We start from the raw sequence: 25,068 nt of genomic DNA, 5'->3' as shown, positions 1-25,068 counted from the left end.
TTTTATTCCTGCACGTTGATTCCGTTCGCATTGATATAGCCAATACTATTCTGATCCTTACGCTCTACCTCGCCCTGATAGAGAATGTTCCCTGTTTGCAGTTCAACGATTGCAGCGGCTGGTTTGGGACGACCGGACATGAGTAGGTACAATCGATCCTTCTCTACTACGCTATAATTGACTCTGCCCCACTCTTTCTGAATAGCTTGAAGCGGTAGTTGAACATCACGAATCACTTTATTCTCCACTACATTGACTACCATGACGTGAGTATCTTTATTTTCCGATATAGCAGCCAATGATAGCTCTTGATTGACATACTGGATAGACATCCCCATCGAGTTATCCTCCATCAAAAAGCTATGCAGTGGCTCACTCTGCAGTGTCCGCCATTGTCCGTTCCAAATATCGTATACACGAATCTCCCGATTTACTAACCCTTCATTTCTCTTTACGGTCTTACTTTCGACCTTATCTACGATTTTATTTTCACTGCGATCAAATATCGCATATCCACCTGGGGCAATCCGATCTTTGCCCGATATATACCATGTGGTCGTTCTTATTTCATTCGCTCGTGTCTCAGCAGCCAGGATCTGCTCGCTTTTCAACAAGCTTTTGCTTGTAAGATCAATCGTATACATATCGTATCCAACATGATAGAACTGCGGATATTTGTCGGTTCGCATACGATTAACAAGTACCTTCATAATCTGATCTTTGACCTGAACATCATGGATATTTATATATTCGTCGTTTTTCTTGTCTGTAAGAACCTGAAATGATGATGTTTCTTGGTCCAATTTCCCCATTAATGAGATGGTTAACCGGTTTGATTGTTTCTTCGATACATCATTGTGAGCTTCAGTACCCACATACGCAAGTACCTGATCATCCTCATAAAAGGCGTTCACATCATTCTTCCCTCGCATGAATGAACGATGCTCTTTGACAAGCCTTTTCAAATCATTTTCATAGTAATGATTAGCATCAAGGCTTTCGAAATAAGAGAGTTGCTCGACTCCAGACTCGCTTCCCTTAGTAGAAACCATAGTCTGTATGCCTTCCATATCTACCTTGATTTGCAGCCCAGCAGCATCGCTTTCTGAGCCTTTCATCGTTTTCAACACATATTCCTGCTTCTGATCACTAGTACCTGACACATAATACGTTCCCATAGCTAATACACAAAAGGGTATCAGTGTAGCAAGCAGCCAGTATCGTTTCATGCGTGCACCTCCTTAGCATTGTCTTTGAAAGCTTTTCATGCGAATCTCGAGAATTCGAGAGTTCGAGAATTTACACCGTTACCTTTTTTCGCAGCAAATAGGAACTAAATCCTATTGAAACGGCGATCATACACAGTCCGATGAACACCTGCAGCAACACGATTTCGCTTGGAAATAGCGGAAGTGTAATTCCTAATTGACTTATTTCTTGTGGCAAAACGATCAAGGTCAGAACCGCTGCACCGTACAGAATACCCGCAACAATGCCCTTCCATCGATAACTTCGTTCCAGCAGTATGGCCGTGAAGAGTACAAAAACACCTAGAATACCAGCTCCATAATACAAAATAAATTGCATAACATAGCTAGGCATAAACAAATTCAGCAAAGGATCTCTTCGGATCAGTTCTCCAATAGTAACCGCTGCTCTTAGTTCAGCTGGGATGATAGCAAGGAAGGAGGCCAATTGAAGCGGAATCACCACAAATTGTAGGGAAACAAAACCAAATACAAACAGCACAATCGCACTTAACTTAGCGTAATATACGTTCATCCGTGAAGTTGGCAACATAAGCAGTCGATAAGCAAACGTATTCCGACCGAACCATTCCTTGTACCAAATCATGAAAACATAAAGAAGCAGAACGATTGCACATAAACTGATTGCTCCTTCGTACCAGACCGAATGAAAAATATTAATAAGATTCAATTTTTGAAAGTTTTCCGCGTACTGTGCTTCTGTTCCGCCATTTCTGTCCACCCAAGCATGTGCATCACTGAGATAGGATTGGGCCGTTAGCCAAATCCCCACAAATTGAGATACCACCAACAGAAGCGCCAAGGCACCATATAGTTTGCTGAACCGTACCAGTTCCCAGTTCAACAACTTAATAAAGAATTTCAAGTCACATACACCTCTCTCATGACATCCACAACGGACTTTCCTTCATTCGAGCGCACTTCCTCTGGATAAAACTGTTTGCGAACCCGCCCTCCATCCAGCAAAACGACTTTATCAATAAGATGCTCAATATCTTGAATTTCGTGAGTAGTGATCAGAACACCGCGGTCTTCCATCAAATGGCTTGTGAATACGGCTGTAATTTGCTCGCGACTGAACATATCAATCCCTGAGAATGGCTCGTCCATGAGTAAATAATCCGCATCCAATGAAAGTCCCAGCAGCAGATTCGCCTTTGCTGAGTTTCCTTTGGACAAGCTCGAAAGTCGATCCTCAGGATTCAATTTGAAAAAGGTGATCAACTCCTCCGCCCGTGCTTCATTCCAATTCCCATAGAAATCTTTCATAAATAGCATGGCTTCTTTAATTTTCATGTGAGAGGGCATCGTTAAGGTGTCCGGAATGAATACAACCTTTTCATACGTTTTCGTAGTTGGAATCTGGCCATCCACACGAATGGCTCCACCTTGGATGGGGGTCAACCCCATAATCGCCTTCATAATCGTAGATTTGCCCACGCCGTTGATCCCTATCAAACAGGTGATTTGGCCTTTCTCCGCGGTAAAGGAAACCTGTTCCAATACATTTTTTCGCCCAAATCGCTTCACAAGTGCATCCACTTCGATCATTCCGATACCTCCCTTACGCGTTCCGCCTCATATTTCTCTTTCACAACACGCAGCAATTCTTCCGTTGGCAGCCCAATTTTGCTGATGGATTGAACGAACACCCCAACGGCTTCTTGAATGAGTTCTTCACGAATGGTATTCAAAATATGCTTATCCGTCGTTATCCGACTCGGGGAATTACCTGCTGTTGTGATCAAGTTCTGCTCCTCCATTTCTTTATAAGCTTTCTGTGCGGTGTTCGGATTGATTTGAAGCAGCCCTGCTAGCTCTCGCCTTGACGGAATTTCCTGTCCGCCTATCAGCCTGCCCGTGGCCATTTCCTCTTTGAAATACCTTACAACCTGCAGATAAACGGGATCGCGATTATTAAACGTAATGTTCATCTACCCATCTCCTATGTTCCTTTCTAGGTAAAACTGGAATTATTTAGTGTGTGTACTAACTAGTTCATACACTACAAGTGTACTATACTACTCATACACATATTCTGTCAACATTTGGAATAAATATAGGTTCTCACTTTGTTATTTCCACCGCGTTGACATACCTGACTGGTTACATGCAAATAATAGAAAGAAGGATTGCGTTTCCAGAAAGGAGGCCATGATGAGAGTCAATCTTCCACCGAAAAGCAACGATAATCAAGGTTTTTACGGAAAAATGCGAGGGCTCCCGGGTGCAGTTGTACAGCTTGTTAAACAGCAGGCCGCCAAGTTCATGAATTTCTCAGAGCTTGCTGAACATGAGCATGGATCGTCGACTCCCAACATCGAAATCCCTCCTGCTACACTGGCCAAATTAGAAAAAGCATTGCACCAACAACTATCCTTACAACATGGAGGCGTCAAATCTCCCTCACCCACACTTCAAGAACAACAGATTGTGGAACAAATCGTCGCTAAGACTCGCATAAATAATCGTAATAATGTGACTCGTACTCAAGCGTACTGGGTATGCTATCGCGATTTTCCTGAGCTGCATTGGGCGTTGTTAGCTCACATGGTATCGCGCAATGGGGGATGGTGCATGACGGATTTGCGCGGGGAGCTGCTGCCTCACTTGATCAGCAATACAGCTAAAGATTACTTATTTTCCTTTTTGGAACGCGCGAATGCCCTTATCTTCCAAGATGCCTATCCACAAATGCTGCTGTATGCCGAAAGTAAACGAAGGAAAGTCAGTTTATTTCATCTTCTCCCTCATTTGCAAATATCCGCATGGATGCTCCCGATCTGGCAGGATTTCTGGCATTATCAAGATACCGCCCTTCTAACCCTTGGGTTAATTGTCAATGAACAGAATTACGTTGAAGAACGTGTTGTCCAGCATCCTATGTATCGACGAACCGTCTTAGACACGCCTCTCTTCAAAACACAAGCTTGGCTGCAGCTTAATCAAGTTGGATTCCCCTTTGTATCCAACTCAACGGATGCATCGCTGCCTCAACCACGGCTTGCTGGCCTTATTCTTGAAAATTTCAAAAATCTCACAGAACGCATTGAGTTCGGAAAAACCTTATATGCGATTCTTTTCGGAGTGCCAAGCGTGTTACAAGGTGTCCTTACGTTTGCTTCTTCAACTCCCCATACCGGATCTCGCTCGGATTATTGGCCTCATCTGTTCGCGCCCATACGAAAAACCCCTCCCGATCTTAAATATCAGGAGAGGCTTGATGGCTGCAACTTAAAGGAAGGAGCAGCGCAGTTCTATAGTCCACCTCTTCGCTCAGCTTGGCCTGATCGGCAGCTAGCGCCGGTTGAACGAGGAGATTGGTTTACTAATGTGGAAGAACCAATTAAGCATATCCGATCCATTTCGGCTCCGGTTAATTACGACTTAACACAAGATATGTGCCTCGGTCTGAGCAAAATTGAATTGGCTATTGTTGGCGCTCAAGCGATTAAGAAATTTATCCCCTGATGCCGTTATTCCTAAGATCGTTTCAAGACACGACTCGCTTTCGCAATGAGCTTCTGTATGGGTGATGGAAAGCTCTTCACATCTTCCTTCGTCACCACACGCGTAACCATGAGCATAAGGGGATACATCGCCACGGTTAATCCGCAGATCAGCACCGCTTGGATACCTTGATTCAAACGGTACCAAGGAAATGGCACCACATAGTTGTGCGTCAGCCATTCCGCTGCAAAGCCAACCACGCCGATGACAATGATCGTTATCATAAGTCCACTGAAACGACGCCCCAGAATCGTGAACGATACTTCCTTACGGAGTGAACGTAAATTCAGCCATGACATCGCGATAAAACAAAGTCCTGTTGAAATAATGATGCCGTAAATTCCAAACCATTGTCCTAATACAAAGCTGCCAAGCAGCTTGATCGCGATTCCTACACCAACATGAGCCATCAACGGCTTCATCCGTCCCATGCCCATCAGAACGGCTCCTGAGGTCTGCATGACGATCTGGAACATTGCTCCTGCTGTCAGCAAGGAAATCATCGCAGGACCATGGGCAATCCCATAGGCGGAATCTTCATACCCAAACACGAAGAAGTCGATCGGCCTAGCCGCAATACTAATCATAAGTACAGCAGGAAGACCAGATAAAATCGCGAGTTGCAACACGCGCGTCGTCTGCTGTCCGACTTGTTTCAAATCTTTGCGTGAATACGCAGCCGAAATAATAGGGACGACGGATTGACTCAATGCGATGGCCAAAATGATGGGAATCCCCGCAAGCGATTGCGCGCGGCCGCCAATGATCCCGACTAAGCCTAAGGCCTCTGCGGCACCGATTGAATCTTCAAGCATCGGTATAATCATCGAGGTATCGATCGCATACACCAGGGTGACGGTGACGGAGAAAACGACGATCGGGATCGAAAGCTTCAGCAAGCTTCGATAAATATCCCGATACCTGAACAATTCAGCTGGTTGATCACCTGTTCGTGCAGCTCCAATCTGCTCTGCCGCGGCTTGTGAAGCAGTCCCGACGGACTGGCGCGTTTGCGCATCATTTCGCTTCAGCTTCAACGCATAGTACAGCATGACGGCAAGTGCGGCAATACCACCAACAACACCCCCGAAGGAAGCCCCTGCAACGCCCCAACCGAGTGAAATATTAAGCAAGAAAAAGGCAAGTAGAATCGATGTAATCAATCGGAATATTTGCTCCACCACTTGCGAGATACCGTTAGGCATCATATGTTGTCTGCCTTGGAAGTATCCGCGCATAATAGCGATAAGCGGGAAGAACAGCATCGCTGGTGCGATAGCTCTAGTCGCTAACGTAGCATCCGGTCCACCATGCGAAATATTCTCGGCATAAATTGGCGCGAAGACGTATAACAGTACCGTCATCCCAACTCCAGCCACGACAGCAAACCAAATCGCTGCCCGATAAATCCTTTGCGCTTCTTGTGGTCGACCGATGGCTCTCTTCTCGGCAACCATTTTACTTAATGCACTCGGTATACCCGCCGTTGCGATAACGAGCAGGATCGAATATAAATTAAAAGCAATGGAATAGCTGCCCATCCCTTTCTCCTCAAGGAGATGCACCAGCGGTATTCGCTGAAAAACGCCGAGAAACCGCGCTACAAGCGCGGCTACGGTGAGAATGAGCGTCCCTTTTACAAGGGAATCTTTGGTTACCTTCGTCAAGTCCGTTCCTTCTCTCTCTTACAGTTTTGTTACGATCTTCTTAGCTTCAAAAGATCCATAGGAAGAATATGATAATCATAGCGAGCTGCAAAACAATTTTCACCACAGAGCTGGCAAAAAAACCGAGCACAGACCCAATACCTGCGCGAACAGCGTTCTGCCAGGAGGTTCCGGCAATTAATTCACCTACTACGGCGCCGATGAATGGTCCAAGGATGATCCCGAATGCTGGAATCACGAAAGGGCCAATGATCAAACCAATGGTACTTCCGACAATTGCCGGTTTAGAGCCACCGAACTTTTTGACACCTAGGGCACTTACTGCATAATCCGCCACGATAATAATAATGACAATCAAAGTCTGAATCAACCAGAACCAGAAGCCGAAGTGTTTCCAGGTGTTCAGCCAACCATAGATGAAAAAAGCCGCATAAATAGCCAATACACCAGGCAGAATCGGGTAGACGGCACCCACCATTCCGATGACAAATAAAAGAATAACGACAATCCAACCCAAGGTAATCATGCGCAGTTCATTCCTCCATTATAGCGTGAATGTGGAGCTTGGTCCTGGACTAGGTGAGCATGTAAGTGCGAATGACTTGTGCGACAGCATGCTCATTGTTCGTAACTGTCGTGATATCAGCGATCCGCTTCACTTCATCCTGGGCATTTCCCATAGCCACACCTAATCCTGCTTCACGAATCATCGCAATATCATTTTCGCTGTCACCCATAGCAATCACCTCGGACATCGCAATACCCAAAAGTTGGCACACCGCTTCTACGCCCGTTGCTTTGGAGATGCCGAGCGGATTCATTTCGAGATTCGACGGGTGTGAATTGGTGATTTCAAGTGTTCCCCAACTCGACACCACTTCGCGAATGCGTTGCAATTTCTCTGCATTGTCCGTAAAGTATCCGAATTTAAGCCATTCATGCTGATTGAAATCTAGACCTAAACTTTCCCGATTGAACACACCTGCGACGGAATACGCCCACCACCAGCAGTCATTATCTACCGCTAACTGATGCAAATTGCGTATTGTTTCAATCGGTACTAGTGTTCGTTTCAGCAATGTATCTGGCGACGCCCACACTTCACTGCCGTTTACCACAACAAGAGGCGTTGAGAGCCCCAGCTCCTTAATGAAAGGCATAGCACTGATGGCACCGCGACCCGTGGACATGATCACCACTTTGCCTTGTGCAGAGGCTTCGCGAATCGCTGCTTGATTCTCCGCAGATATTTTCTTGTCCTCGTTTAGTAGCGTGCCATCCATATCAAGTGCGATTAATTTATAGGTTCCCATTCGCGCCAACTCCTGTTTCATGCTGCCTTACATTTGTCATTGTCGATCTAGTAAGCAGTGAGCACTTTTTTAGGCAGTTCTTCCATGAACGTTTTGTGCCAAAGTGCAAATATATATAGGGTCCACAATCGGCGTGCGTAGTCTCCTTGACCGATGCGATGCTTATGCAGCATTTTCTCAACTGCCTGAATATCAATATAATCCTCAATACCGCTGGTTTTGATTTGATCCATCACCATATCGCCCATCTTACCTTTCATCCAATCCCGCAGGGGTACTGGGAAGCCTAACTTTGGACGATTCAGAATCGGATCTGGAATGATCCCTTCCATCGCTTTGCGGAAAATGTACTTCGTTGTCCCGTTCGCTATGCGATACTTCGCTGGAATGCGGCGAGCCACTTCGAACAATTCCTTGTCCAGAAAAGGAACGCGCAGTTCCAGGGAATGCGCCATCGTCATTTTGTCGGCTTTCATGAGAATATCCCCAGGCATCCACAAATTCATGTCGATGTACTGCATCCGGCTTACGGGATCTAGATGCTTCGTTTTGTTATAGTAATCGCCGGCGATTTGCACGGGATTTTTGTAGGCGCGCAGCATCTCGCTATCGAGGCGGAGCACTTCCGCTTTCATATCCTCGGAGAAGATTTTGGCATTCCCGAGGAAACGTTCCTCCAGCGGAGTCGTCCCCCGCAACACATAGTTGCGGCCTTTCACTCCGCTCGGTAAAATGCGTGCGAAGCGGTTCAGCATACGCTTCACCGATGGCGGCAGCTGATCCAGCGGCTTGAGCGACTGCGGCTCGCGATAAATGCGATAGCCGCCGAAGAGCTCGTCCGCGCCTTCGCCGGACAGCACAACCGTTACCTGCTCGCGCGCAAGCTGAGCCACGTGGTAGAGAGCAATGGCCGAAGGATCGGCGACAGGCTCGTCCTGGTGCCAGATCGCTTTCGGCATGGTAGCGAAGAAATCATCCTGCGTGATGATTTTGTCGTAGTGCTCTGTCCCGAGCGTCGCTGCGGTCTGAGCAGCGATCGGCGTCTCGTTGTTGGCGCCATCGAAGCCAACGGAGAACGTGCGGATCGGTTCGATGTTCCGCATGTGTGTAGCAATTGCCGTCGAGTCGATCCCGCTCGACAGGAAGCATCCGCGTTCCACATCGCTGACCATGTGGAGCTTGACGGATTCTTTCAAGCCTTCACGAATTTGTTCCACATAGTAATCAAATGGTTTCTCTTCTGGCTCAAACATGGGATCCCAATACTTATGTAGGGTCATTTTGCCTTCAAATGTGATGGTAACTGAATGAGCCGGGGGCAGCTTATAAATCCCTTGGAACATCGTATGCGGCTCCGGTACATATTGAAAGGTCAAATAATTCAGCAAGCTGTCCGTATGGATCAACCGATTCATGCCTTCCGCCGCCAGCAAGCTCTTGATTTCCGAGCCGAACAGGAATTGACGGTCACTCACATGATAATAAAACGGCTTAATGCCGAAGTGGTCTCTCGCACCGAACAGCTGCTTCTTCTTGCGGTCCCAGATAACAAAACCAAACATACCGCGCATGTGCTTCACGCAATCCTCGCCGAATTCCTCATACAGATGGACGATGACCTCTGTGTCACTCTGCGTACGGAAAATGTGTCCGCGCTCCTGGAGCATCGTGCGCAGCTCTTTGTAATTATAAATTTCACCGTTGAAAATAATCCAAACGGTTTCATCTTCATTCGCTAATGGCTGATGGCCTTCTCTGATATCAATAACGGATAAACGTCTAAACCCTAAACCAATGCGATTCTCTGTCCAGAAGCCCTCATCATTCGGCCCCCGATGAACAATCACATCCGTCATTTGCTTCAAACTAGCCTCAGTTGGTTCTCTATCTTCAAAATACATAACACCTGTAATACCACACATGGTGAGACTCACTCCTCCGTACTCTCATCATTCTACTCTTGGACAACCGATATATTAGTATACCATATCAGCCCGTCATTCAGGAAATAGCGTGAGTGTACGAGAATAGAAAAACCCAGATGCCTATAGAAAAATGATGGAAATGAGAAGTCGTTTTAAAGAAGCAGATAACCGGCTTTTTTTCATGAGATTCGACCACCTTTCCTCTGCGCACAAAAGTTGACTTCAGGCAACATTTAGGGTGAAGCTTATTCAACCCCTGGAATAGGATATGCTGTTATGGCGTAACTGGTGCATAGCACATTAGGCAAGGTTAGGTGACTACAATCCCAGCAACACAACTTAACTGGAAATTGTACAGCTATTTCGGAGAAATCAATCCAATAAATCGTAATAGATGGAATACATGTAGCTAATTCTCCCTAATCAGCACTTATTGACGTAATTACCTGAAATTAGCTGTACCAATTCCATTTATTCCCGACTTGTATCGATTATACGATGAATTAACTACAGGAAATCCATCTATTTCCATAACCAAGCAAGTTCCATACAAAAAAGAGCCTGCAGCAGCAAGCTCCCTATCCCATTCATTTAATTCCGCTACCTTACCAAGGCCGCTTCCCGCCGCCAAGCTTCGTCAGAATACCATCGTTTGCCGCGTCATACGATTCGAAGATCTTCGCCGCGATCGGGGATGCCCCGTAACGTCCGAATCCACCTTCTGGCACAACAACCGCTACGGCCAATTTTGGATTCTCAACAGGTGCGAAGGCGATCAGTACGGCATTCTCGACAGATCCACCAGCTACGACTTGTGTTGAAGTACCTGTCTTACGCGCGACATTGTAGGGTAATTCTTCGATGCCTTCAGCGCCACTTTTCATCCCGTGAATAATCGTATTCCAATCGGCTGCAGCGAATTCCTTGGATGAATCTTCTAGGACCTCAGGCTCAATCTTTCTCACCAAATTGCCTTGATAGTCTCTTATTTCATCAACAAACTGAGGCTTCATTCGTTTCCCACGACTTGCAAGTGTTGCCGTATATTGCGCAAGTTGGAGTGTTGTCGTTTTCTCATTTTGTCCCCAAGATGCGAAAACCATCGCCGATTGATAACTATCATTCTTCGCATTTGTGATAAAGTCATTCGAACCTGCAAATTCACCTGGCAAGCCGCTTCCCGTTTTCACTCCCATGCCGAACTTAGCCAAGTACTCAGCCCACTTAGCTGTCACCTTCGGATTCTCTCTCCCATACTTCATCCAGAAAGGAATACCTACCATCGCGGACATATACGTATTTGAGGAGTGTTCAATGGCTTGTGCTGCATTTATGTTACCGTAGGATGCTTTACCAGAGTTCGAAATAGCACTTTTGCCATCCTTACCGAAAGTGAAAGTTCCTGAGTCGTAATAGTACTGACCCGCTGAAAAGAGCTTCTCTTTCAAACCAATCAAGACAGATAGTGGCTTAATCGTAGAGCCCATGAAAACAATGGAAGAAGGATGTTTCGCATTTTCCTTCTCGTCGGGAAACCTCGATTTGGCTGTCATAATCGATCCATTCGAAATAAATGTACTGATTTCTTTATAAATATTTGGTGAAATACCTCCTGTCCAAGCATTGGCATCATAATCTGGATAATTCGCCATCGTTACGATTCGGCCTGTATCCACTTCCATCGCAACAGCGAAACCTGACGAAGCTTTCATTCCCGTTTTCATATAGAGATCATTTGCATGAGAAGGACTTCGGAGATATTGGATATGATCATGCAGCATTTTCTCCGTCGCCTTCTGAACGTCCTTATTGATCGACAGATACAGATTATTCCCCTTAATTGGAGCTGTGACTTCAGCTCTTCCGATGATTTTCATCGCGGCATTCACTGGATACTTCTTACTGCCATTCTTGCCGCGCAGCTCATCCTGATACATTCGCTCGATCCCATCGAAACCGACATTCTCGTTACTTAAATATTCTTCACTATTCGGATTATCCTTATAGATTTTTTTCGCTGTTTCGGTTGAAAATGCATTCGTATACCCGACCAATTGCGTTGCAATTGTCGTCTTGTCGTCCTCCACCTCGTAGGTGCGGATACTTTCTTCCGTCACTTCTAGACCCTTAAATTCATCCCGGTGCTCCAACAAGTACGCAATTTCACCATTGGATAAATCTGCTTTAATACGGCGTGGTACAGAATAGTAGCTCGGATCTTTCACTGGGTTTTTATTAATATCATAACCAAGGTCCATCGCAAGGACGATCTCTTCAGCTGTTGGGCTAACGGTATTCGGTTTAGCAAATGGGTCAAAAACATCCCTCTTAATACGTTTGGCTAATTCAATAATCGTATCCTTATCCTGGCCTGGTTCAATACGGAAAAATAAGGACTGTACGGGAATGGTATATGCCAGCGGGGATTTCGTAGAATCATAAATATTGCCGCGAATCGGAGCGATCTTGTTCGTTGTATTCGTATTGGTATTCTCAGCAGCCTTCAGATCCTTGGCTTGAACGAATTGAAGAATCGCTAGCCGCACAATGAGTACGGAAAAGAGTATAAAAGTAACGAAGAAAAATATATTGATCCGAAACGAAAAGTGCCGTTTTTTAGTAATTTCTTTTTTCTTCGGATCATCCATAATGGATGACTTCATGCGGGTTCATATCCTTTCTTACTAACACTTAGGTCCTACTTCACCAGCAGGCTCCTGAATAAGTTCAAGCAGGGAACGGATCCCATCTCCCGTGTGATACGGGTACCGAATGATACGAACAGCATCAATTCCTACTTGATTAGGGGCCCATACATCGTTCGTCTCGTGGTCCCCGACATACAGTACATCACTGGCCTCAACGTCCGCCATCTGCAAAGCAAGCTGGAAAATAGCTGGGTCCGGCTTCTCCAAGCCAACTTCAGTTGATACAAGTACCGGGTCAAAATAATGTAATACCCCCTTGTCAGCCAGAATGGCTTTCAGCGTAGGAGCAAAATTAGAAATAATACCAATACGGAAGCCTCGCGTCTTCAGCTCTTCCAGAAATGGCTTCACATCATCAAATAAATCATAATACTCCGGTGCTGTGAAAATTTCATATAACTCATGACAGCAGTTGAAAATCTCTTCCTCATTCCAATCCTCATGAACGCCTAGCTTATGCAGGACATAGTGATATAGGTTAACCCAGAATTCACGATCTGACTCTGGACTACACACCACGAAGTTATCTTTTTTTTCAACATAATAAAATAGACGAAATGCTTCTGTAAAAAGTTCATTTATATGATCTTCATCCCGATCAACCGCGCGCAGCTGCAAATATTGCTTCAATATCGTTTGTGCTGCAGGAATCGTGACTAACGTATCACCTGCGTCTAAATAAATCATCTTATAAGCATTAAGCTCTCTTTGCATATTCTCTCCTCTAAACGTCCCTCACATGTGTTTGATCGAAATTCGGCGGATTGAACCAATTGGCTCCGCTTGCCACCCAAGTAGAATCCAGAGGTACCCACCTATTCGTTTCCTTAAGGTACACTTCATTCCAAGCATGAGGACCATATCCGCCTTGACCATCATACCCTAGACCTGTGACAACCTTCACATCAAGTCCAATGGATCTGGCCATTTGTGCGTATAACCTTGAATAATCTATACAAACGCCTTCTTTGGTATTGAACGTATCCTCTGGCGTTTGCTCCTTCCAAATTCGCTGTTCTTCATATAGCTTCACTTTATTCCAATCATATTGGACTCGGGTTCCGACCCAACTGTATAGCAATTTAGCCTTTTCTTCGTCTGTGGTAGCATTCGCTGTAATTTCTTTGGCCGCATCAGCAATGTTACCTGGGATTTTCGCATCAAGGACTTCATATTTCCGTTGCAAAATATTCGTGAATTCTTGTTCTACAGCACGTGTGAAAACGGGTGCCTTCTCCGCTATAAAATCACCTGTAAACGGTGAAATCACTTCTTGAGCACCTTTTTGATACATGTGTGAGGACTCAATATAGGGGGTTAGCATCGAGTGTGGGAATATGGAGGCATAAATAAATAAAATAGCGATTAGCATAAGCGCTCTAGCAAATCCAGCTATGGATCCGATGGCTCCGCCTGAAACCGAGCTCAGAATAGAATGACTCCGTTTAGGCATAGCATACCGTTCAGCTAACCAACGCCCTAACACTAAATCAACCAAGTGATTCAAGATTTGCTTGATAATGACGTAGCCAAGAAGAAATAAAACACCAAAGCGGAGTAATGGAAAATCGCGCAAGCTAGTAATGACGGTATAGTAAGCTTGTTTGAACGCACTTATGTCCACCGTCGGAATCTGCAAATTCTGATCTTTCAGCCATATTTGAATCCATGGTGAAATCAGTTGCACACTTTTCCAAGCAATAAACATGGAAAGGATGGCGAGCACCGCTTCCACCAACATAGCAACGAAATGCCTGGCTGAGCCAGAGCCACCACGGAAAAATCCTTGCAAGACAGAAGTTGCAATCGTGAGAACAATCAAGATGGATATAAAATTAATTGAGCTGGTTTGAAACCACGCGTTATCCGTCATGCGTACTCACCTTCCTTTGATAGGCTAGCCCAGTTAATGACTAGGCATTTTTCCTTGCTTGTTCGATGAATGCATTCACGGAAGCATTGGCATTCATCTTGAATGTTTTTCCTAAAAAAGTGACCTGAACCTCGTAGGATCCTGGTTTCCCTTCTACTTGCAAGCTTTTCGTCGTAATTAAAAAAGAACCGTCCGGGTTAGCCTTGAATTTCGCTTCTTTAGCCTCGGATGTCAAGGCACTAACCGCCTTGTCCTTGATGTCATCACTAACTTGGGAAATAACATTTGCCCCAATATCCTTTATTTTATCCTTATAACTCGCTCCATAAACGATAAGTGCCCCAACGATGACAAGGACTACGACCCATTTCACCACCGTTTTTACAATACCAATAACAATAAATAAAACGATAATAGCTCCTACAATTAAATACCAACGATCCTGTGCAAATGAAATCCACTGATCCATCTGTAACCCCTCCTCATAATCCAAAAGTCCCTTCCTATCATACTACATGGACTCCTTAATCTTCATCTCTTTTTTTCCTTAATTGTGCTAGCTTCTCCTCAATTTCCTTGGTCTTATCTATGCTTTTTCCAGTCTTACGATATGATTGTCTTAATCGGAAAACAAGAAAAATGCCAACTGCTGCCAAAAGTATAAAAACGATAGGGTCCATAGGTCCTCCCTGTTTCGAATTTGTGTCATTTGTCCCGAACGGTCATATCCTTGGGACGAGCGGCGTAAAACTTAAGAAGAGATGAAACTAAAGGATCGAGGTGGTAAAACCGTGCGAACAGCCATATGGTTGTACTTATTTATGTTTGTTGCATTTTTTGATTTACACGCGCAATACCCGATTTTATCCCCTTTCGCCTTATCACTGGGAGCTGCACCTTCATTTATAGGGCTCATCATGGGCGTATATTCACTCACACATCTTCCTGGCAATCTCATTGCAGGCTATGGTGTAGACAAATACGGCAGTAAACTTTTCATTGTTTTCAGTTTAATTGTAGCAGGGATCATCTTACTATTTCAATCCAACGTGAAAGATCCGTGGCATCTGCTTTACATTCGTTCCATCAGCGGATTTGTACTTGCCTTCTTATCACCTGCTTGTTTAACTTTACTAGCTCGCATCGCCCGTGATCGCATTCATCAAAGCAAGCTCATGGCAGGCAATGGACTCGTTCACACTTTAGCATCCGTGGTTTCACCTGCAGCAGGCGCTGTATTAGTGGCCAAAATTGGCTTTACAACCGCATTTTCCGTGTTAGGTTGGATCCTTATTATCACAGGGATTCTTGCCATCTTCGGAGTAAAAGAGAAGGAGATGCTGTCTCACAAAGTGGACAAGTTGGGCTCCAAGGCCATCCTAGATCCGCACGGTCACCATGCATCTCAGAATATTAATGATGGTGAAGATAGTGAGGGTGTCTCAATCCCCTGGCTTTTCTTCCTCATCCCTATGGCACTCTCTTGCTCACAGGGGATTCTGTTCTTTGAACTGCCCTTAATGAAATCGGCAAGAGAGTCCATACTGACTTCTGGGGTATTTTTCACGCTAGTTAGTTTAGGCGCACTGCTTAGTATCTCTTTCTGGTTTTTGAATAAAATATCACCATTTCTACGGACAATTTGCGGAAGCATCGGGCTTGCCGTGGTTTTCTTCGGATTAGCCATCCAGTGGCCAATTCCATTAACTGTATCCCTCTTCTTAATCGGTATGGCCAAAGGCGTCATATACCCAGCACTTGCAGCTTTACTTGCCAGTATTACTAGCAGTTCTAGATACGGTCGCGTGTTTTCGTTGCTATCCATTTCATATTCTGTCGGTGCTTTTATCGGTCCAATGATGGCTGGTCAGCTTCGTGATCATATTTCCTCCTATTTCATTGCCTTCTTCATTCTCATGTTAGCCCTTTCACTTTTGCCGCTTCGTACGTTCAAATCACCTCTAATAACTTCATAATTTTCAACATAAAAAAAGGCTTGATATCGTCAAGCCTTTTTCCATGTGTCACACGCTGTAAATCCTTGTCATTTCCCAGGAAATATCGTAGCTTGGCGTTACTTGGATCGCTGCTCCAAACAGGGTATACTACTCTAAAAGGAGTGAAGTCATCCCATGTCCATTACCATTATTGTTGAGGGGAAAAATGATAAGAGTCGCTTGAAGCGTGTCGTTGATGATACCGTCATCATCCATTGTACCTTCGGCACTCCGAGTTCCATTACGCTTGACTCGTTGCGAAAAAAGGTAGGCGATCTGCCCGTTTATATTTTCACCGACAACGACGCTTCCGGCAAAAAAATCCGATATTTGCTGCGCGATACATTCCCAGACGCCGAACACATTTATACTCGTAAGGGTTATGCAGGTGTCGAAGGCACCCCTGAAGAATATCTCATTGGGCAATTAGAAAAAGCAGGACTGGACGCGTATATTATCTACCCAGCGCCCAACCCTGCTTATGAATAATCTATTTTGCGTTATTTCCCTTTTGAAAGGGTTACAACATCCTTCACGATATGCGCCGCATCCAACTCTGGATTGCTTGCATCGTAGTAATTTCTTAGTTGTCCTTTCGGATCGACTAGCAAAATCGCATTCGCATGCGAGAAATTACCGTCCTTCTCTTTGATGACCATGATACCGAAGTCCTCTGCAAGCTTCTGAACTTTCGCTTCCTCACCTCGGAGGAACGTCCAACCGCCTGGAATTGGCTTCGATTCGAAGCGATTTCCGAATGCTTTTAACACTTCAGGAGTGTCTCTTGTTGGATCAATTGTAATGGATAGAATTTCTGCTTTCGACCCTAGCAGATCCTTTTTCTTCAATTCATCCTGAATCTGCGAAATTAAGAAGCTTGTTGGCAAACACACATCAGGACAATATGAAAAGAAGAAATAAACGAGTCTTACTTTACCTTCCATATCTTGAGAAGTAACCGTTTTGCCATCTAAATCCTGAAGCTGAAACGAAGGTGCTGCCTTCATGGCTGTTAATCTTTCATCCGGCTTACTGCCGTTCGATACTAATTTATATGCAAAAGATGCAATCATCGCAATTAATATCGCACCAAGTGCTAACTTAAACCAGTTTTTCTCCAAAAACGTCCCCATCGTTTTCGTCCTCCAGACTAAAGTTTCGCTGTCGTATCAATAACCATCAAGAACGATAACAGCGTTAAATATAAAAGGGAGAACAGGAACATACGCTTTGCCCATACAATTTCCGCTTCCCCATTTGCTTTGAACCCTTTGACGCTCATGAAAACCCAAGTCAATCCAAGAATCGTTGATACAATTAAGAAGATCGTTCCTACATAGCCATATGCCGTTAACATCACCGTTACAGGTACTAATAGAACGACATAACGAACCATACTAATTTTCGTAACGAAAGTTCCTTTGACTACCGGCAATAACGGGAAGCCTGCTGCACGATACTCTTCCATACGGCGAATACCAAGCGCCCAGAAATGCGGCGGCTGCCATAAGAATAAGAAGAGGAATATCAAGATAGCGCCTAAATCTACCGTCCCGCTTACTGCACAATATCCGATGACCGGTGGTGTCGCACCTGAGAATGCACCAACGAATGTACTCCATACAGATGTTCTTTTGAACCATGCTGTATAGAGCCACACATATAAAAACAATCCGAGTAAACCGATCAATGTTGCTAATGGTGATTGCGCTCCAAAGTATAGAACACCTAAACCAATGGTACCCAATATGATTCCGTAGCCGAGCACGAAATTTGCGCTGAGCCTTCCGCTTGGGAGTGCTCTATTCTGCGTGCGCTCCATCTTGGCATCCATCTCACGGTCCAGATAATTGTTAAGTACTGTACCACCAGCCATCACCAATGCTGTCCCCAGCATGGTCATAATCAGATGAATCCAGTCAACATCCCACTGAGCAGCCAGCCAGTATCCAGCAAAAGCTGTCATCAGATTGGAATAAATAATTCCTGGTTTCACCAGTCTGTAAAACTCTTTCAGGGTCACAGGCTCTGCTGTACCTCTCGTTAGCTTGGCATCTATAGAATCAGTTCCAACGGACTCTTGTGACGAGCCTTTCGAAACGGTTTCGTAGGTGACTTGATTTTCCATGTAAATTGACCTCCTCTATGTTGAATTTCCGATCCTACATCTTAATGAACATTCTCATCATACCAACCCCTACATCATTTGACAATGAAGCACGGGCAGTTGTCATCATATTGTCGATTCTCCCTTCCAGTATGCGTGGAAAATGCACTTACCATTCGATTCCATTTTGGAATATGTGAAAAATTTGTGGGGATTATCGCATGGGACACCTTAACACCCCTATCTATGCTCTCATAAAGCTAGCTATTGCCACTATCCCCTTCGCTCAGGTTAGCAAACGTCGAGAATCCTGAGCCAATGGGATAGTGTCCATAAACTTTAACGTTAAACCTATTCCTCACCTGCAACCCGTACACATAGAAAGAGGAGACAGGTCATAACCCGCCTCCTCTTTCTATTTGTTCACTAGCAATGGTGTTAAATCAAATACACTGCGGCGGATTTGATGCCATGCCTTCATCAGGACATCTTGCAGCTCCCAAGCATGCCTGCCCAAGACAGTCACCACAAGCCCGTGCTTATACGTTAGACTCGCTCCCATACGTACCTGCCCATCTTCCAGTTGACTTAATTTGTCCACAATAGCTTCAAGGTGGCGTGCCCCAAGACGGTCTGAGAAGATAAACAGATTGCCCATATGCGTCTCCTTTTCCCAGCAACCTAGTGAAGACAGCTCCATCGTCGCTGGTTCAATTCGCTGGTTCTGATAAAAGATCAGTTCGCCTTCATACCAGACCCTCATCCTGTTCACATACTTTGTATAGTGAAATATTTCCCCTCGCTGCGTGCGACCGGGACAAAGTATATCAGAGAAAATCAATGTCGATCCTCTCGCTAAATGTGCCTCCGTTTCAGCGAATAAGACTGCATCTTTATACAGCATTAATGGTTCTGGTATGTACTCAAGCAGCGCGTCAGCTTCCAGTCGAAGTATCTGATGCTGCGTGCTTCCCTGATCTTCAGCCGAAGGATGCACCTTCGTGAACGACTGGTTCGTTAGAAAAACACGTGCGCCCTCTTCAAGGCGCATGTTAATTTCAAATTGATCATCAGCCATCAGCCCAGGTGAACAATCCATCATATAGACGCCTAATTGATCCATGGGGGCGGCACCAACTTTGCACGTTTCATTTTCATAACGAAACGTTTTGGCAATTTTGAGCGGGGAGGCATGATATTTGTGTACGAGCCGTGTGAAGCCGCTGCGCACCGCAAATTGTGCGGTTATCTCCCCCTTCAGTTTAGGCATGGCTGAACTCCGTCTCCACCCAAGACACGATGTCATCCAACCCTGTACCACCCATCAGGTTTGAGAAGATATACGGACGCTCGCCGCGCATTTTTTTCGTATCGGAATCCATCACTTCTAGGCTAGCACCTACATATGGAGCAAGATCAATTTTATTGATAATTAACATATCCGAACGCATGATGCCAGGGCCTCCTTTACGAGGAATCTTCTCCCCTTGGGCCACGTCAATAATATAGATGAAGCGATCCACGAGCTCCGGACTGAATGCAGCTGCCAAATTATCCCCGCCACTCTCAATAAAAATAATATCGAGATTCACGAATCGCTTCTCCAACTCTTCAATCGCTTCGAAATTCATCGATGCATCCTCACGGATCGCCGTATGCGGACATCCGCCTGTCTCTACCCCAATGATTCGCTCCTCTGGCAGTGCTTCAGAACTAATCAGAATACGTGCATCTTCCTTCGTATAAATGTCATTCGTAATAACTGCGATACTATAGCGGTCGTTCAGCTTTCTTGCCAAGCGCTCTACTAGCGCGGTTTTGCCTGAGCCTACGGGACCTCCAATTCCAATTCGCATAGGGCGATTGCGATCTGCTGCAGGCTTCTCCCATTCGTGATGATGATGTTGACCGTTACCTTGACACATCGTCATTCCTCCTCAGATATATGAATAAACTGTCAATTAAGACATGAATAACCGTGAATATAACGTTTCATGCTGCATCATCGCAAGATCAGCCGACGGTGAATTCGTATAAGCCTCCATCGGATCCATCTGTGAAACGCGCTGCCATTCACTTCCCGTCAAAGGAACCAGCTTCGCAAGTAACATCTGCCCTTGTGTTTGTCCTATGGACATCAGCCGAAGTGCACTGTTGATACTCGTCATAATACAAGTATAGAGATACCCTTCAGCAGCCTGATGGAGAGGAACCCCCAGATGGTAGCTCACCCAACCGTGAACAACGGGATGATTCGAGCTGCATCTCCCCGCACTTATCGCATCATCGAGCGGCTGCCAATGCAGCTGCGGATACAGCGAACGTGATAGTTGAAGCAATCTGCGCCCCATTTTCTGAACACCGCTCCGCGTCTCACTCCCCACTCGCTGCACATGAAGCATGTGATCGAGGTCCCAAAGCTGTCCCAACTCCCCTCGAGGGATATGCTGATAAGCCGCTTTAATGACCATAGCATCCGAGGTTGCCCAGCTGCCCGCAAGCATCGACCGAATATAGGCTTCCAGTTCGGAGATCGTCGTCAATCTTCCTTGCTGAACTAGTGTTTCCAATCCAAAGGAGTGGGAAAACCCACCAATTGGAAGCGCCGAATCCAACAATTGCTGATAGGCTAACCAGTGGAACGGTGGATGTTCGAACGCAGTCATTGTTGTCACCTCAATCGGGACTGTCTTCCATTCTTTTTTTAAAATAAGAAATATAACTGTGCCATCGGAAGCTCTGTCGCAGGCTCACAGGTCACGGCTTCGCCATCCACCTTCACCTCGTAAGTTTCCGGATTCACTTCTATAGAAGGAGTTCCATCATTATGAATCATATCCCTCTTGGAAATGCTGCGGCAGCCTTTCACCGGCTCAATCCGCTTCTGCAATCCGAATCGTTTTCCGATTCCGCTGTCATATGCTGCCTGAGAAACGAAAGTAATGGAGCTTTGCGTTAACGCTTTCCCAAATGCTGCGAACATCGGTCTTCCGAAGACTGGCTGCGGTGTTGGTATTGAAGCGTTCGGATCGCCCATTTGCGCATACGCGATGCTGCCACCCTTAAGAACGAGATCCGGCTTCACACCGAAAAACATGGGACTCCAAATGACCAAATCTGCAAACTTACCGGGTTCAATCGACCCAACAAGATGCGAGATGCCGTGGGTAATCGCTGGATTTATTGTATATTTCGCGATGTAGCGCTTGATGCGAAAATTATCATTGTCTTCGGTATCGGGAGCTAGGGGGCCGCGTTGTTTTTTCATTTTATCCGCCGTTTGCCACGTTCGAATAATGACCTCGCCAACTCTCCCCATCGCCTGGGAATCAGAGCTTAACATACTGAACACGCCTAGGTCATGCAGAATATCTTCTGCTGCAATCGTCTCAGGACGAATTCGCGAATCCGCGAAAGCGACATCCTCCGGAATTCGACTATCCAAGTGATGACACACCATCAACATATCCAAATGTTCTTCGATTGTATTGATCGTGTACGGACGAGTCGGATTGGTCGAGGAGGGCAAGACGTTCAACTCAGCGGCTGCTCGGATAATATCCGGGGCATGACCGCCCCCTGCGCCCTCGGTATGGTACGTATGAATTGTTCGCCCTTTTATCGCTGCCAAGGTATCTTCAAGAAATCCCGCCTCATTTAATGTATCCGTATGAATCGCCACTTGCACATCATAGCGATCCGCCGCTTCCAAACACATGTCGATCGCTGCCGGCGTTGTGCCCCAATCTTCATGAAGCTTCAAGCCAATGGCGCCCGCTTCAATTTGTTCCGTCAGAGGCTCCAAGAAGGAAGAGTTCCCTTTGCCGGTAAAGCCTAGATTCATCGGAAACGCTTCAGCCGCCTCTAACATCCGCTGCATGTGCCAAGCGCCTGGCGTGCATGTTGTCGCGTTCGTCCCCGTTGCTGGCCCTGTACCACCGCCGATCATCGTCGTCACGCCTGAGGAAAGCGCAGTTTCTATCTGCTGCGGACAAATGAAATGGATATGCGCATCGATGCCGCCGGCCGTTACGAGTTTACCCTCACCAGCAATAACCTCTGTGCTTGCACCTACGATCATATTCGGATGCACACCATCCATGATATCCGGGTTGCCTGCTTTGCCAATACCAACAATGTGGCCATCCCGAATCCCGATATCGCCTTTGACTATGCCCCAGTGATCAATAATGACAGCATTCGTTATTAGGGTATCTAGAACACCCTGTGCCCGGGTCGCGCCACTAGATTGTCCCATGCCGTCACGGATAACCTTCCCGCCGCCAAATTTGCATTCATCCCCGTATACCGTGTAATCATGCTCAATTTGTGCCCAGAGCTCTGTGTCTGCCAATCGAATGGCATCTCCTGTTGTAGGGCCAAACATCAGTGCATAGTTCTTACGATCGATTCGACTCACCGAGCAACCCCTCCCAAGCCTGCCATCTTGCTTTTGTTTCGGCCGTCATTTTGTCTTTTTCCGCTAAGCCTTGACTCAGATTGTTAAGACCATAGCTCAATTTCGCTCCGCCCAATTCGACAAGTTGAACCGGCTTCTGCTCACCAGGCTCGAAACGGACTGCCGTTCCTGCCGGAATGTCTAAGCGCATCCCAAAGGCATCCTCTCTTGTGAAATCTAATCCTCGATTGACCTCAAAGAAGTGAAAATGCGACCCTACTTGAACCGGTCGATCTCCTGTATTGGTAACGATAATGCCAATCGTTTGTCTGCCAACATTCATTTCTATATCGCCTTTAGCTGTTCGAAATTCACCGGGAACCATGTGCTCGCCCCTTTCATACGCAATTAAATAATGGGTTCATGTACGGTAACTAATTTGGTTCCATCGGGGAACGTGGCTTCTACTTGCACCTCATGAATCATTTGAGGCACACCTTCCATAACCTGATCTGCCTTCAAAATAGTCGTACCAAACGCCATGAGCTGCGCAACCGTCAAGCCATCCCTAGCTCCTTCCAAGATTTCGGAAGTCAGCAGAGCAATACTTTCCGGGTAATTCAACTTTAATCCTCTGGCTAATCTTCGTCTGGCTAGGTCAGCAGCTACGGTTATGAGCAATTTCTCTTTTTCTCTTTCCGTTAAATGCACGTGTCTCACCTCTTCAAAAACCGAATTATGGAAATACTTTACACTCATTATATTCGTGGTTTTCATGATTGTAAATCTTGTATGTCATGTATTCTCACATAAAATTGCGATATTCAAAACACTTTTTTCGATTTCATGTGATTTTCACAAGTATTTCACTCAAAATTGTGCATCCCCACTAAAATACCTCATGTTAATGTCATATATATTGACACTAACTTGTCTCGCCATTTATCATAAGCCATGTATTCCAAATCTTGTAAGGCAAGGGAGTGGGACGTGAATGAGAGAGATAAGAAACAAAGGTAAGCTTACAGTTGCACTAAGTATGGCTTTGATGTTAGTAGCGGCCGGCTGTGCGAAGACAGAATCTACCACCTCTACGACGACTGCACCTGTGGCTTCCACAACATCTGGCGACACTGTACCTGTGGGCATTCTTCACTCACTAACAGGTACAATGTCCATCAGTGAGGTATCTGTTCGAGATGCTGAGCTCATGGCGATTGATGAAATTAATGCAGCTGGGGGATTACTAGGCAAAAAGATTAAACCCGTGATCGAAGATGGGGCATCGGATTGGCCAACTTTTGCAGAGAAGACAAAGAAGCTCCTGCAAAAAGACAGCGTAGTCACAATTTTCGGGTGTTGGACATCGGCTAGCCGTAAAGCTGTACTGCCGGTTGTCGAGCAAAATAAAGGATTACTGTGGTATCCGGTTCAGTATGAAGGCGTAGAATCCTCACCTAACATCTTCTACATCGGCGCAACAACGAATCAACAAATCATCCCCGCAGTCACATGGCTCCTTCAAAACAAAGGCAAGAAATTCTTCCTCCTTGGTTCCGATTACGTCTTCCCTCGAACAGCCAACAAAATTATTAAAGAGCAATTGAAAGCAGATGGCGGAACACTTGTTGCTGAGGAATACACACCGCTTGGACACACCGACTACAATACAATCATTAGTAAGATTAAAAAGGAAAAACCGGACGTTGTCTTCAACACATTGAACGGCGATAGTAACGTTGCCTTCTTCAAGCAGTTGAAAGATGCCGGTATTACGGCTAAAGATCTAACAACCATGTCCGTGAGTATTGCTGAAGAAGAAGTGCGCGGTATCGGCGCCTCCGTTCTCGATGGTCACTACACAGCATGGAACTACTACCAAACAACAGATACACCTGAAAACAAAAAATTTGTTGAAGCTTACAAGGCCAAATATGGTAAGGACCGTGTAACGGATGATCCGATTGAAGCTGGATACACAGCTGTCTATCTGTGGGCTGAAGCTGTGAAGAAAGCTGGCTCCTTTGATGTAGAGAAAGTAAAAGCAGCCGCCAAAGGAATCGAGTGGAATTCACCTGAAGGTAAAGTCACCATTGATGGTGAGAATCAACATATTTACAAAACAGCACGTATCGGCCAAATTACAGCGGATGGTCAAATCAAGGAAATTTGGAATTCCGGTAAAGCGCTTAAACCAGATCCTTTCCTCAAAACATACCCTTGGGGCGCAGAAGTAACGAAATAATCCTTACAAGTTAGTACTCAGAAACCAGGACCGCCTAGCCGCAGTCCTGGATTTCA

At 45.6% G+C, this 25,068-nt stretch carries 25 protein-coding genes; 4 read left to right on the top strand and 21 right to left on the bottom strand.

Annotated features, from left to right (window positions below):
• Positions 1-2: 2 nt before the first annotated feature.
• The 4 genes from ASG89_RS02795 to ASG89_RS02780 form a co-directional block, all read right to left on the bottom strand.
• Entirely contained in the window at positions 3-1,229 is a 1,227-nt protein-coding gene (locus ASG89_RS02795; RefSeq protein ID WP_057308775.1) for a hypothetical protein, read from the bottom strand.
• A 70-nt stretch (positions 1,230-1,299) separates the two neighbouring features.
• Entirely contained in the window at positions 1,300-2,133 is an 834-nt protein-coding gene (locus tag ASG89_RS02790) for a hypothetical protein (RefSeq protein ID WP_057308774.1), read from the bottom strand.
• Entirely contained in the window at positions 2,130-2,819 is a 690-nt protein-coding gene (locus ASG89_RS02785; protein WP_057308773.1) for an ABC transporter ATP-binding protein, read from the bottom strand. The genes ASG89_RS02790 and ASG89_RS02785 overlap by 4 nt, the downstream gene beginning before the upstream one ends.
• Positions 2,816-3,202: a GntR family transcriptional regulator gene (locus ASG89_RS02780; RefSeq protein WP_057308772.1), complete on the bottom strand. Its 387-nt coding sequence runs from the start codon at positions 3,200-3,202 to the stop codon at positions 2,816-2,818. Before ASG89_RS02780 ends, ASG89_RS02785 begins: the two co-directional genes overlap by 4 nt.
• A gap of 220 nt (positions 3,203-3,422) precedes the next feature.
• On the opposite strand from ASG89_RS02780, the gene ASG89_RS02775 reads away from it, so the two are divergent.
• A complete protein-coding gene (locus ASG89_RS02775) occupies positions 3,423-4,739 on the top strand; it encodes a DUF2515 family protein (RefSeq protein ID WP_157276494.1) in 1,317 nt (438 codons plus the stop codon).
• A gap of 11 nt (positions 4,740-4,750) precedes the next feature.
• On the opposite strand, the gene ASG89_RS02770 is transcribed toward ASG89_RS02775, so the two are convergent.
• The 9 genes from ASG89_RS02770 to ASG89_RS36085 form a co-directional block, all read right to left on the bottom strand.
• Entirely contained in the window at positions 4,751-6,445 is a 1,695-nt protein-coding gene (locus tag ASG89_RS02770; RefSeq protein ID WP_057308770.1) for a polysaccharide biosynthesis protein, read from the bottom strand.
• 46 nt (positions 6,446-6,491) lie between these two features.
• Positions 6,492-6,971 carry a DUF456 domain-containing protein gene (locus ASG89_RS02765; RefSeq protein ID WP_057308769.1) on the bottom strand — a complete coding sequence of 160 codons (480 nt, stop codon included), beginning with the start codon at positions 6,969-6,971 and terminating at the stop codon, positions 6,492-6,494.
• Positions 6,972-7,020: 49 nt separating this feature from the next.
• Positions 7,021-7,758, bottom strand: coding sequence for a Cof-type HAD-IIB family hydrolase (locus ASG89_RS02760; RefSeq protein WP_057308768.1), 738 nt, complete (start codon positions 7,756-7,758; stop codon positions 7,021-7,023).
• 47 nt (positions 7,759-7,805) lie between these two features.
• Positions 7,806-9,680, bottom strand: a complete 1,875-nt coding sequence (gene asnB, locus ASG89_RS02755; RefSeq protein WP_057308767.1) for an asparagine synthase (glutamine-hydrolyzing) — start codon at positions 9,678-9,680, stop codon at positions 7,806-7,808.
• Positions 9,681-10,288: 608 nt separating this feature from the next.
• Positions 10,289-12,346: a peptidoglycan D,D-transpeptidase FtsI family protein gene (locus tag ASG89_RS02750; protein WP_057308766.1), complete on the bottom strand. Its 2,058-nt coding sequence runs from the start codon at positions 12,344-12,346 to the stop codon at positions 10,289-10,291.
• Between the two features lie 21 nt (positions 12,347-12,367).
• Complete coding sequence (locus tag ASG89_RS02745) at positions 12,368-13,105, bottom strand: HAD-IA family hydrolase (RefSeq protein WP_057308765.1); 738 nt, start codon at positions 13,103-13,105, stop codon at positions 12,368-12,370.
• A gap of 10 nt (positions 13,106-13,115) precedes the next feature.
• Positions 13,116-14,264, bottom strand: a complete 1,149-nt coding sequence (locus ASG89_RS02740) for a transglutaminase domain-containing protein (protein WP_057308764.1) — start codon at positions 14,262-14,264, stop codon at positions 13,116-13,118.
• A 40-nt stretch (positions 14,265-14,304) separates the two neighbouring features.
• On the bottom strand, positions 14,305-14,733 hold the full coding sequence (locus ASG89_RS02735) for a hypothetical protein (protein ID WP_057308763.1): 429 nt from the start codon (positions 14,731-14,733) through the stop codon (positions 14,305-14,307).
• A 55-nt stretch (positions 14,734-14,788) separates the two neighbouring features.
• Positions 14,789-14,944, bottom strand: coding sequence for a hypothetical protein (locus ASG89_RS36085; RefSeq protein ID WP_157276493.1), 156 nt, complete (start codon positions 14,942-14,944; stop codon positions 14,789-14,791).
• A 111-nt stretch (positions 14,945-15,055) separates the two neighbouring features.
• On the opposite strand from ASG89_RS36085, the gene ASG89_RS02730 reads away from it, so the two are divergent.
• Positions 15,056-16,240 carry an MFS transporter gene (locus ASG89_RS02730; protein WP_057308762.1) on the top strand — a complete coding sequence of 395 codons (1,185 nt, stop codon included), beginning with the start codon at positions 15,056-15,058 and terminating at the stop codon, positions 16,238-16,240.
• Positions 16,241-16,396: 156 nt separating this feature from the next.
• The gene (locus tag ASG89_RS02725; protein ID WP_057308761.1) at positions 16,397-16,750 is read left to right on the top strand and encodes a toprim domain-containing protein; all 354 of its coding nucleotides are present in this window, start codon (positions 16,397-16,399) and stop codon (positions 16,748-16,750) included.
• A gap of 11 nt (positions 16,751-16,761) precedes the next feature.
• Here the strand turns inward: ASG89_RS02725 and ASG89_RS02720 are convergent, their stop codons facing one another.
• The 8 genes from ASG89_RS02720 to ASG89_RS02685 all read right to left on the bottom strand — a co-directional run bounded on the left by ASG89_RS02720 (position 16,762) and on the right by ASG89_RS02685 (position 23,478).
• Positions 16,762-17,394 (bottom strand): SCO family protein, encoded by a 633-nt coding sequence (locus ASG89_RS02720; protein WP_057308760.1) that lies wholly within the window; start codon positions 17,392-17,394, stop codon positions 16,762-16,764.
• 17 nt (positions 17,395-17,411) lie between these two features.
• Complete coding sequence (gene cyoE, locus ASG89_RS02715; RefSeq protein ID WP_057308759.1) at positions 17,412-18,389, bottom strand: heme o synthase; 978 nt, start codon at positions 18,387-18,389, stop codon at positions 17,412-17,414.
• 394 nt (positions 18,390-18,783) lie between these two features.
• Entirely contained in the window at positions 18,784-19,638 is an 855-nt protein-coding gene (locus tag ASG89_RS02710) for an urease accessory protein UreD (RefSeq protein WP_057308758.1), read from the bottom strand.
• The gene (gene ureG, locus ASG89_RS02705) at positions 19,631-20,293 is read right to left on the bottom strand and encodes an urease accessory protein UreG (protein ID WP_057308757.1); all 663 of its coding nucleotides are present in this window, start codon (positions 20,291-20,293) and stop codon (positions 19,631-19,633) included. The genes ASG89_RS02710 and ureG overlap by 8 nt, the downstream gene beginning before the upstream one ends.
• 36 nt (positions 20,294-20,329) lie before the next feature.
• Positions 20,330-21,034: an urease accessory protein UreF gene (locus ASG89_RS02700; RefSeq protein WP_057308756.1), complete on the bottom strand. Its 705-nt coding sequence runs from the start codon at positions 21,032-21,034 to the stop codon at positions 20,330-20,332.
• A gap of 38 nt (positions 21,035-21,072) precedes the next feature.
• Positions 21,073-22,788 carry an urease subunit alpha gene (ureC, locus tag ASG89_RS02695; RefSeq protein WP_057308755.1) on the bottom strand — a complete coding sequence of 572 codons (1,716 nt, stop codon included), beginning with the start codon at positions 22,786-22,788 and terminating at the stop codon, positions 21,073-21,075.
• Positions 22,769-23,152, bottom strand: a complete 384-nt coding sequence (gene ureB / locus ASG89_RS02690) for an urease subunit beta (RefSeq protein ID WP_057308754.1) — start codon at positions 23,150-23,152, stop codon at positions 22,769-22,771. Before ureB ends, ureC begins: the two co-directional genes overlap by 20 nt.
• A 23-nt stretch (positions 23,153-23,175) precedes the next feature.
• Positions 23,176-23,478 (bottom strand): urease subunit gamma, encoded by a 303-nt coding sequence (locus ASG89_RS02685; protein ID WP_057308753.1) that lies wholly within the window; start codon positions 23,476-23,478, stop codon positions 23,176-23,178.
• Between the two features lie 283 nt (positions 23,479-23,761).
• Here ASG89_RS02685 and urtA point away from each other — a divergent pair, with 283 nt between their 5' ends.
• On the top strand, positions 23,762-25,012 hold the full coding sequence (urtA, locus tag ASG89_RS02680; RefSeq protein ID WP_057308752.1) for an urea ABC transporter substrate-binding protein: 1,251 nt from the start codon (positions 23,762-23,764) through the stop codon (positions 25,010-25,012).
• Positions 25,013-25,068: the final 56 nt, after the last annotated feature.

Origin of the sequence: Paenibacillus sp. Soil766 (assembly GCF_001428105.1) — a bacterium.
Lineage (GTDB): Bacteria > Bacillota > Bacilli > Paenibacillales > NBRC-103111 > Paenibacillus_E.
This window is presented reverse-complemented; position numbering and strand designations above follow the sequence as displayed.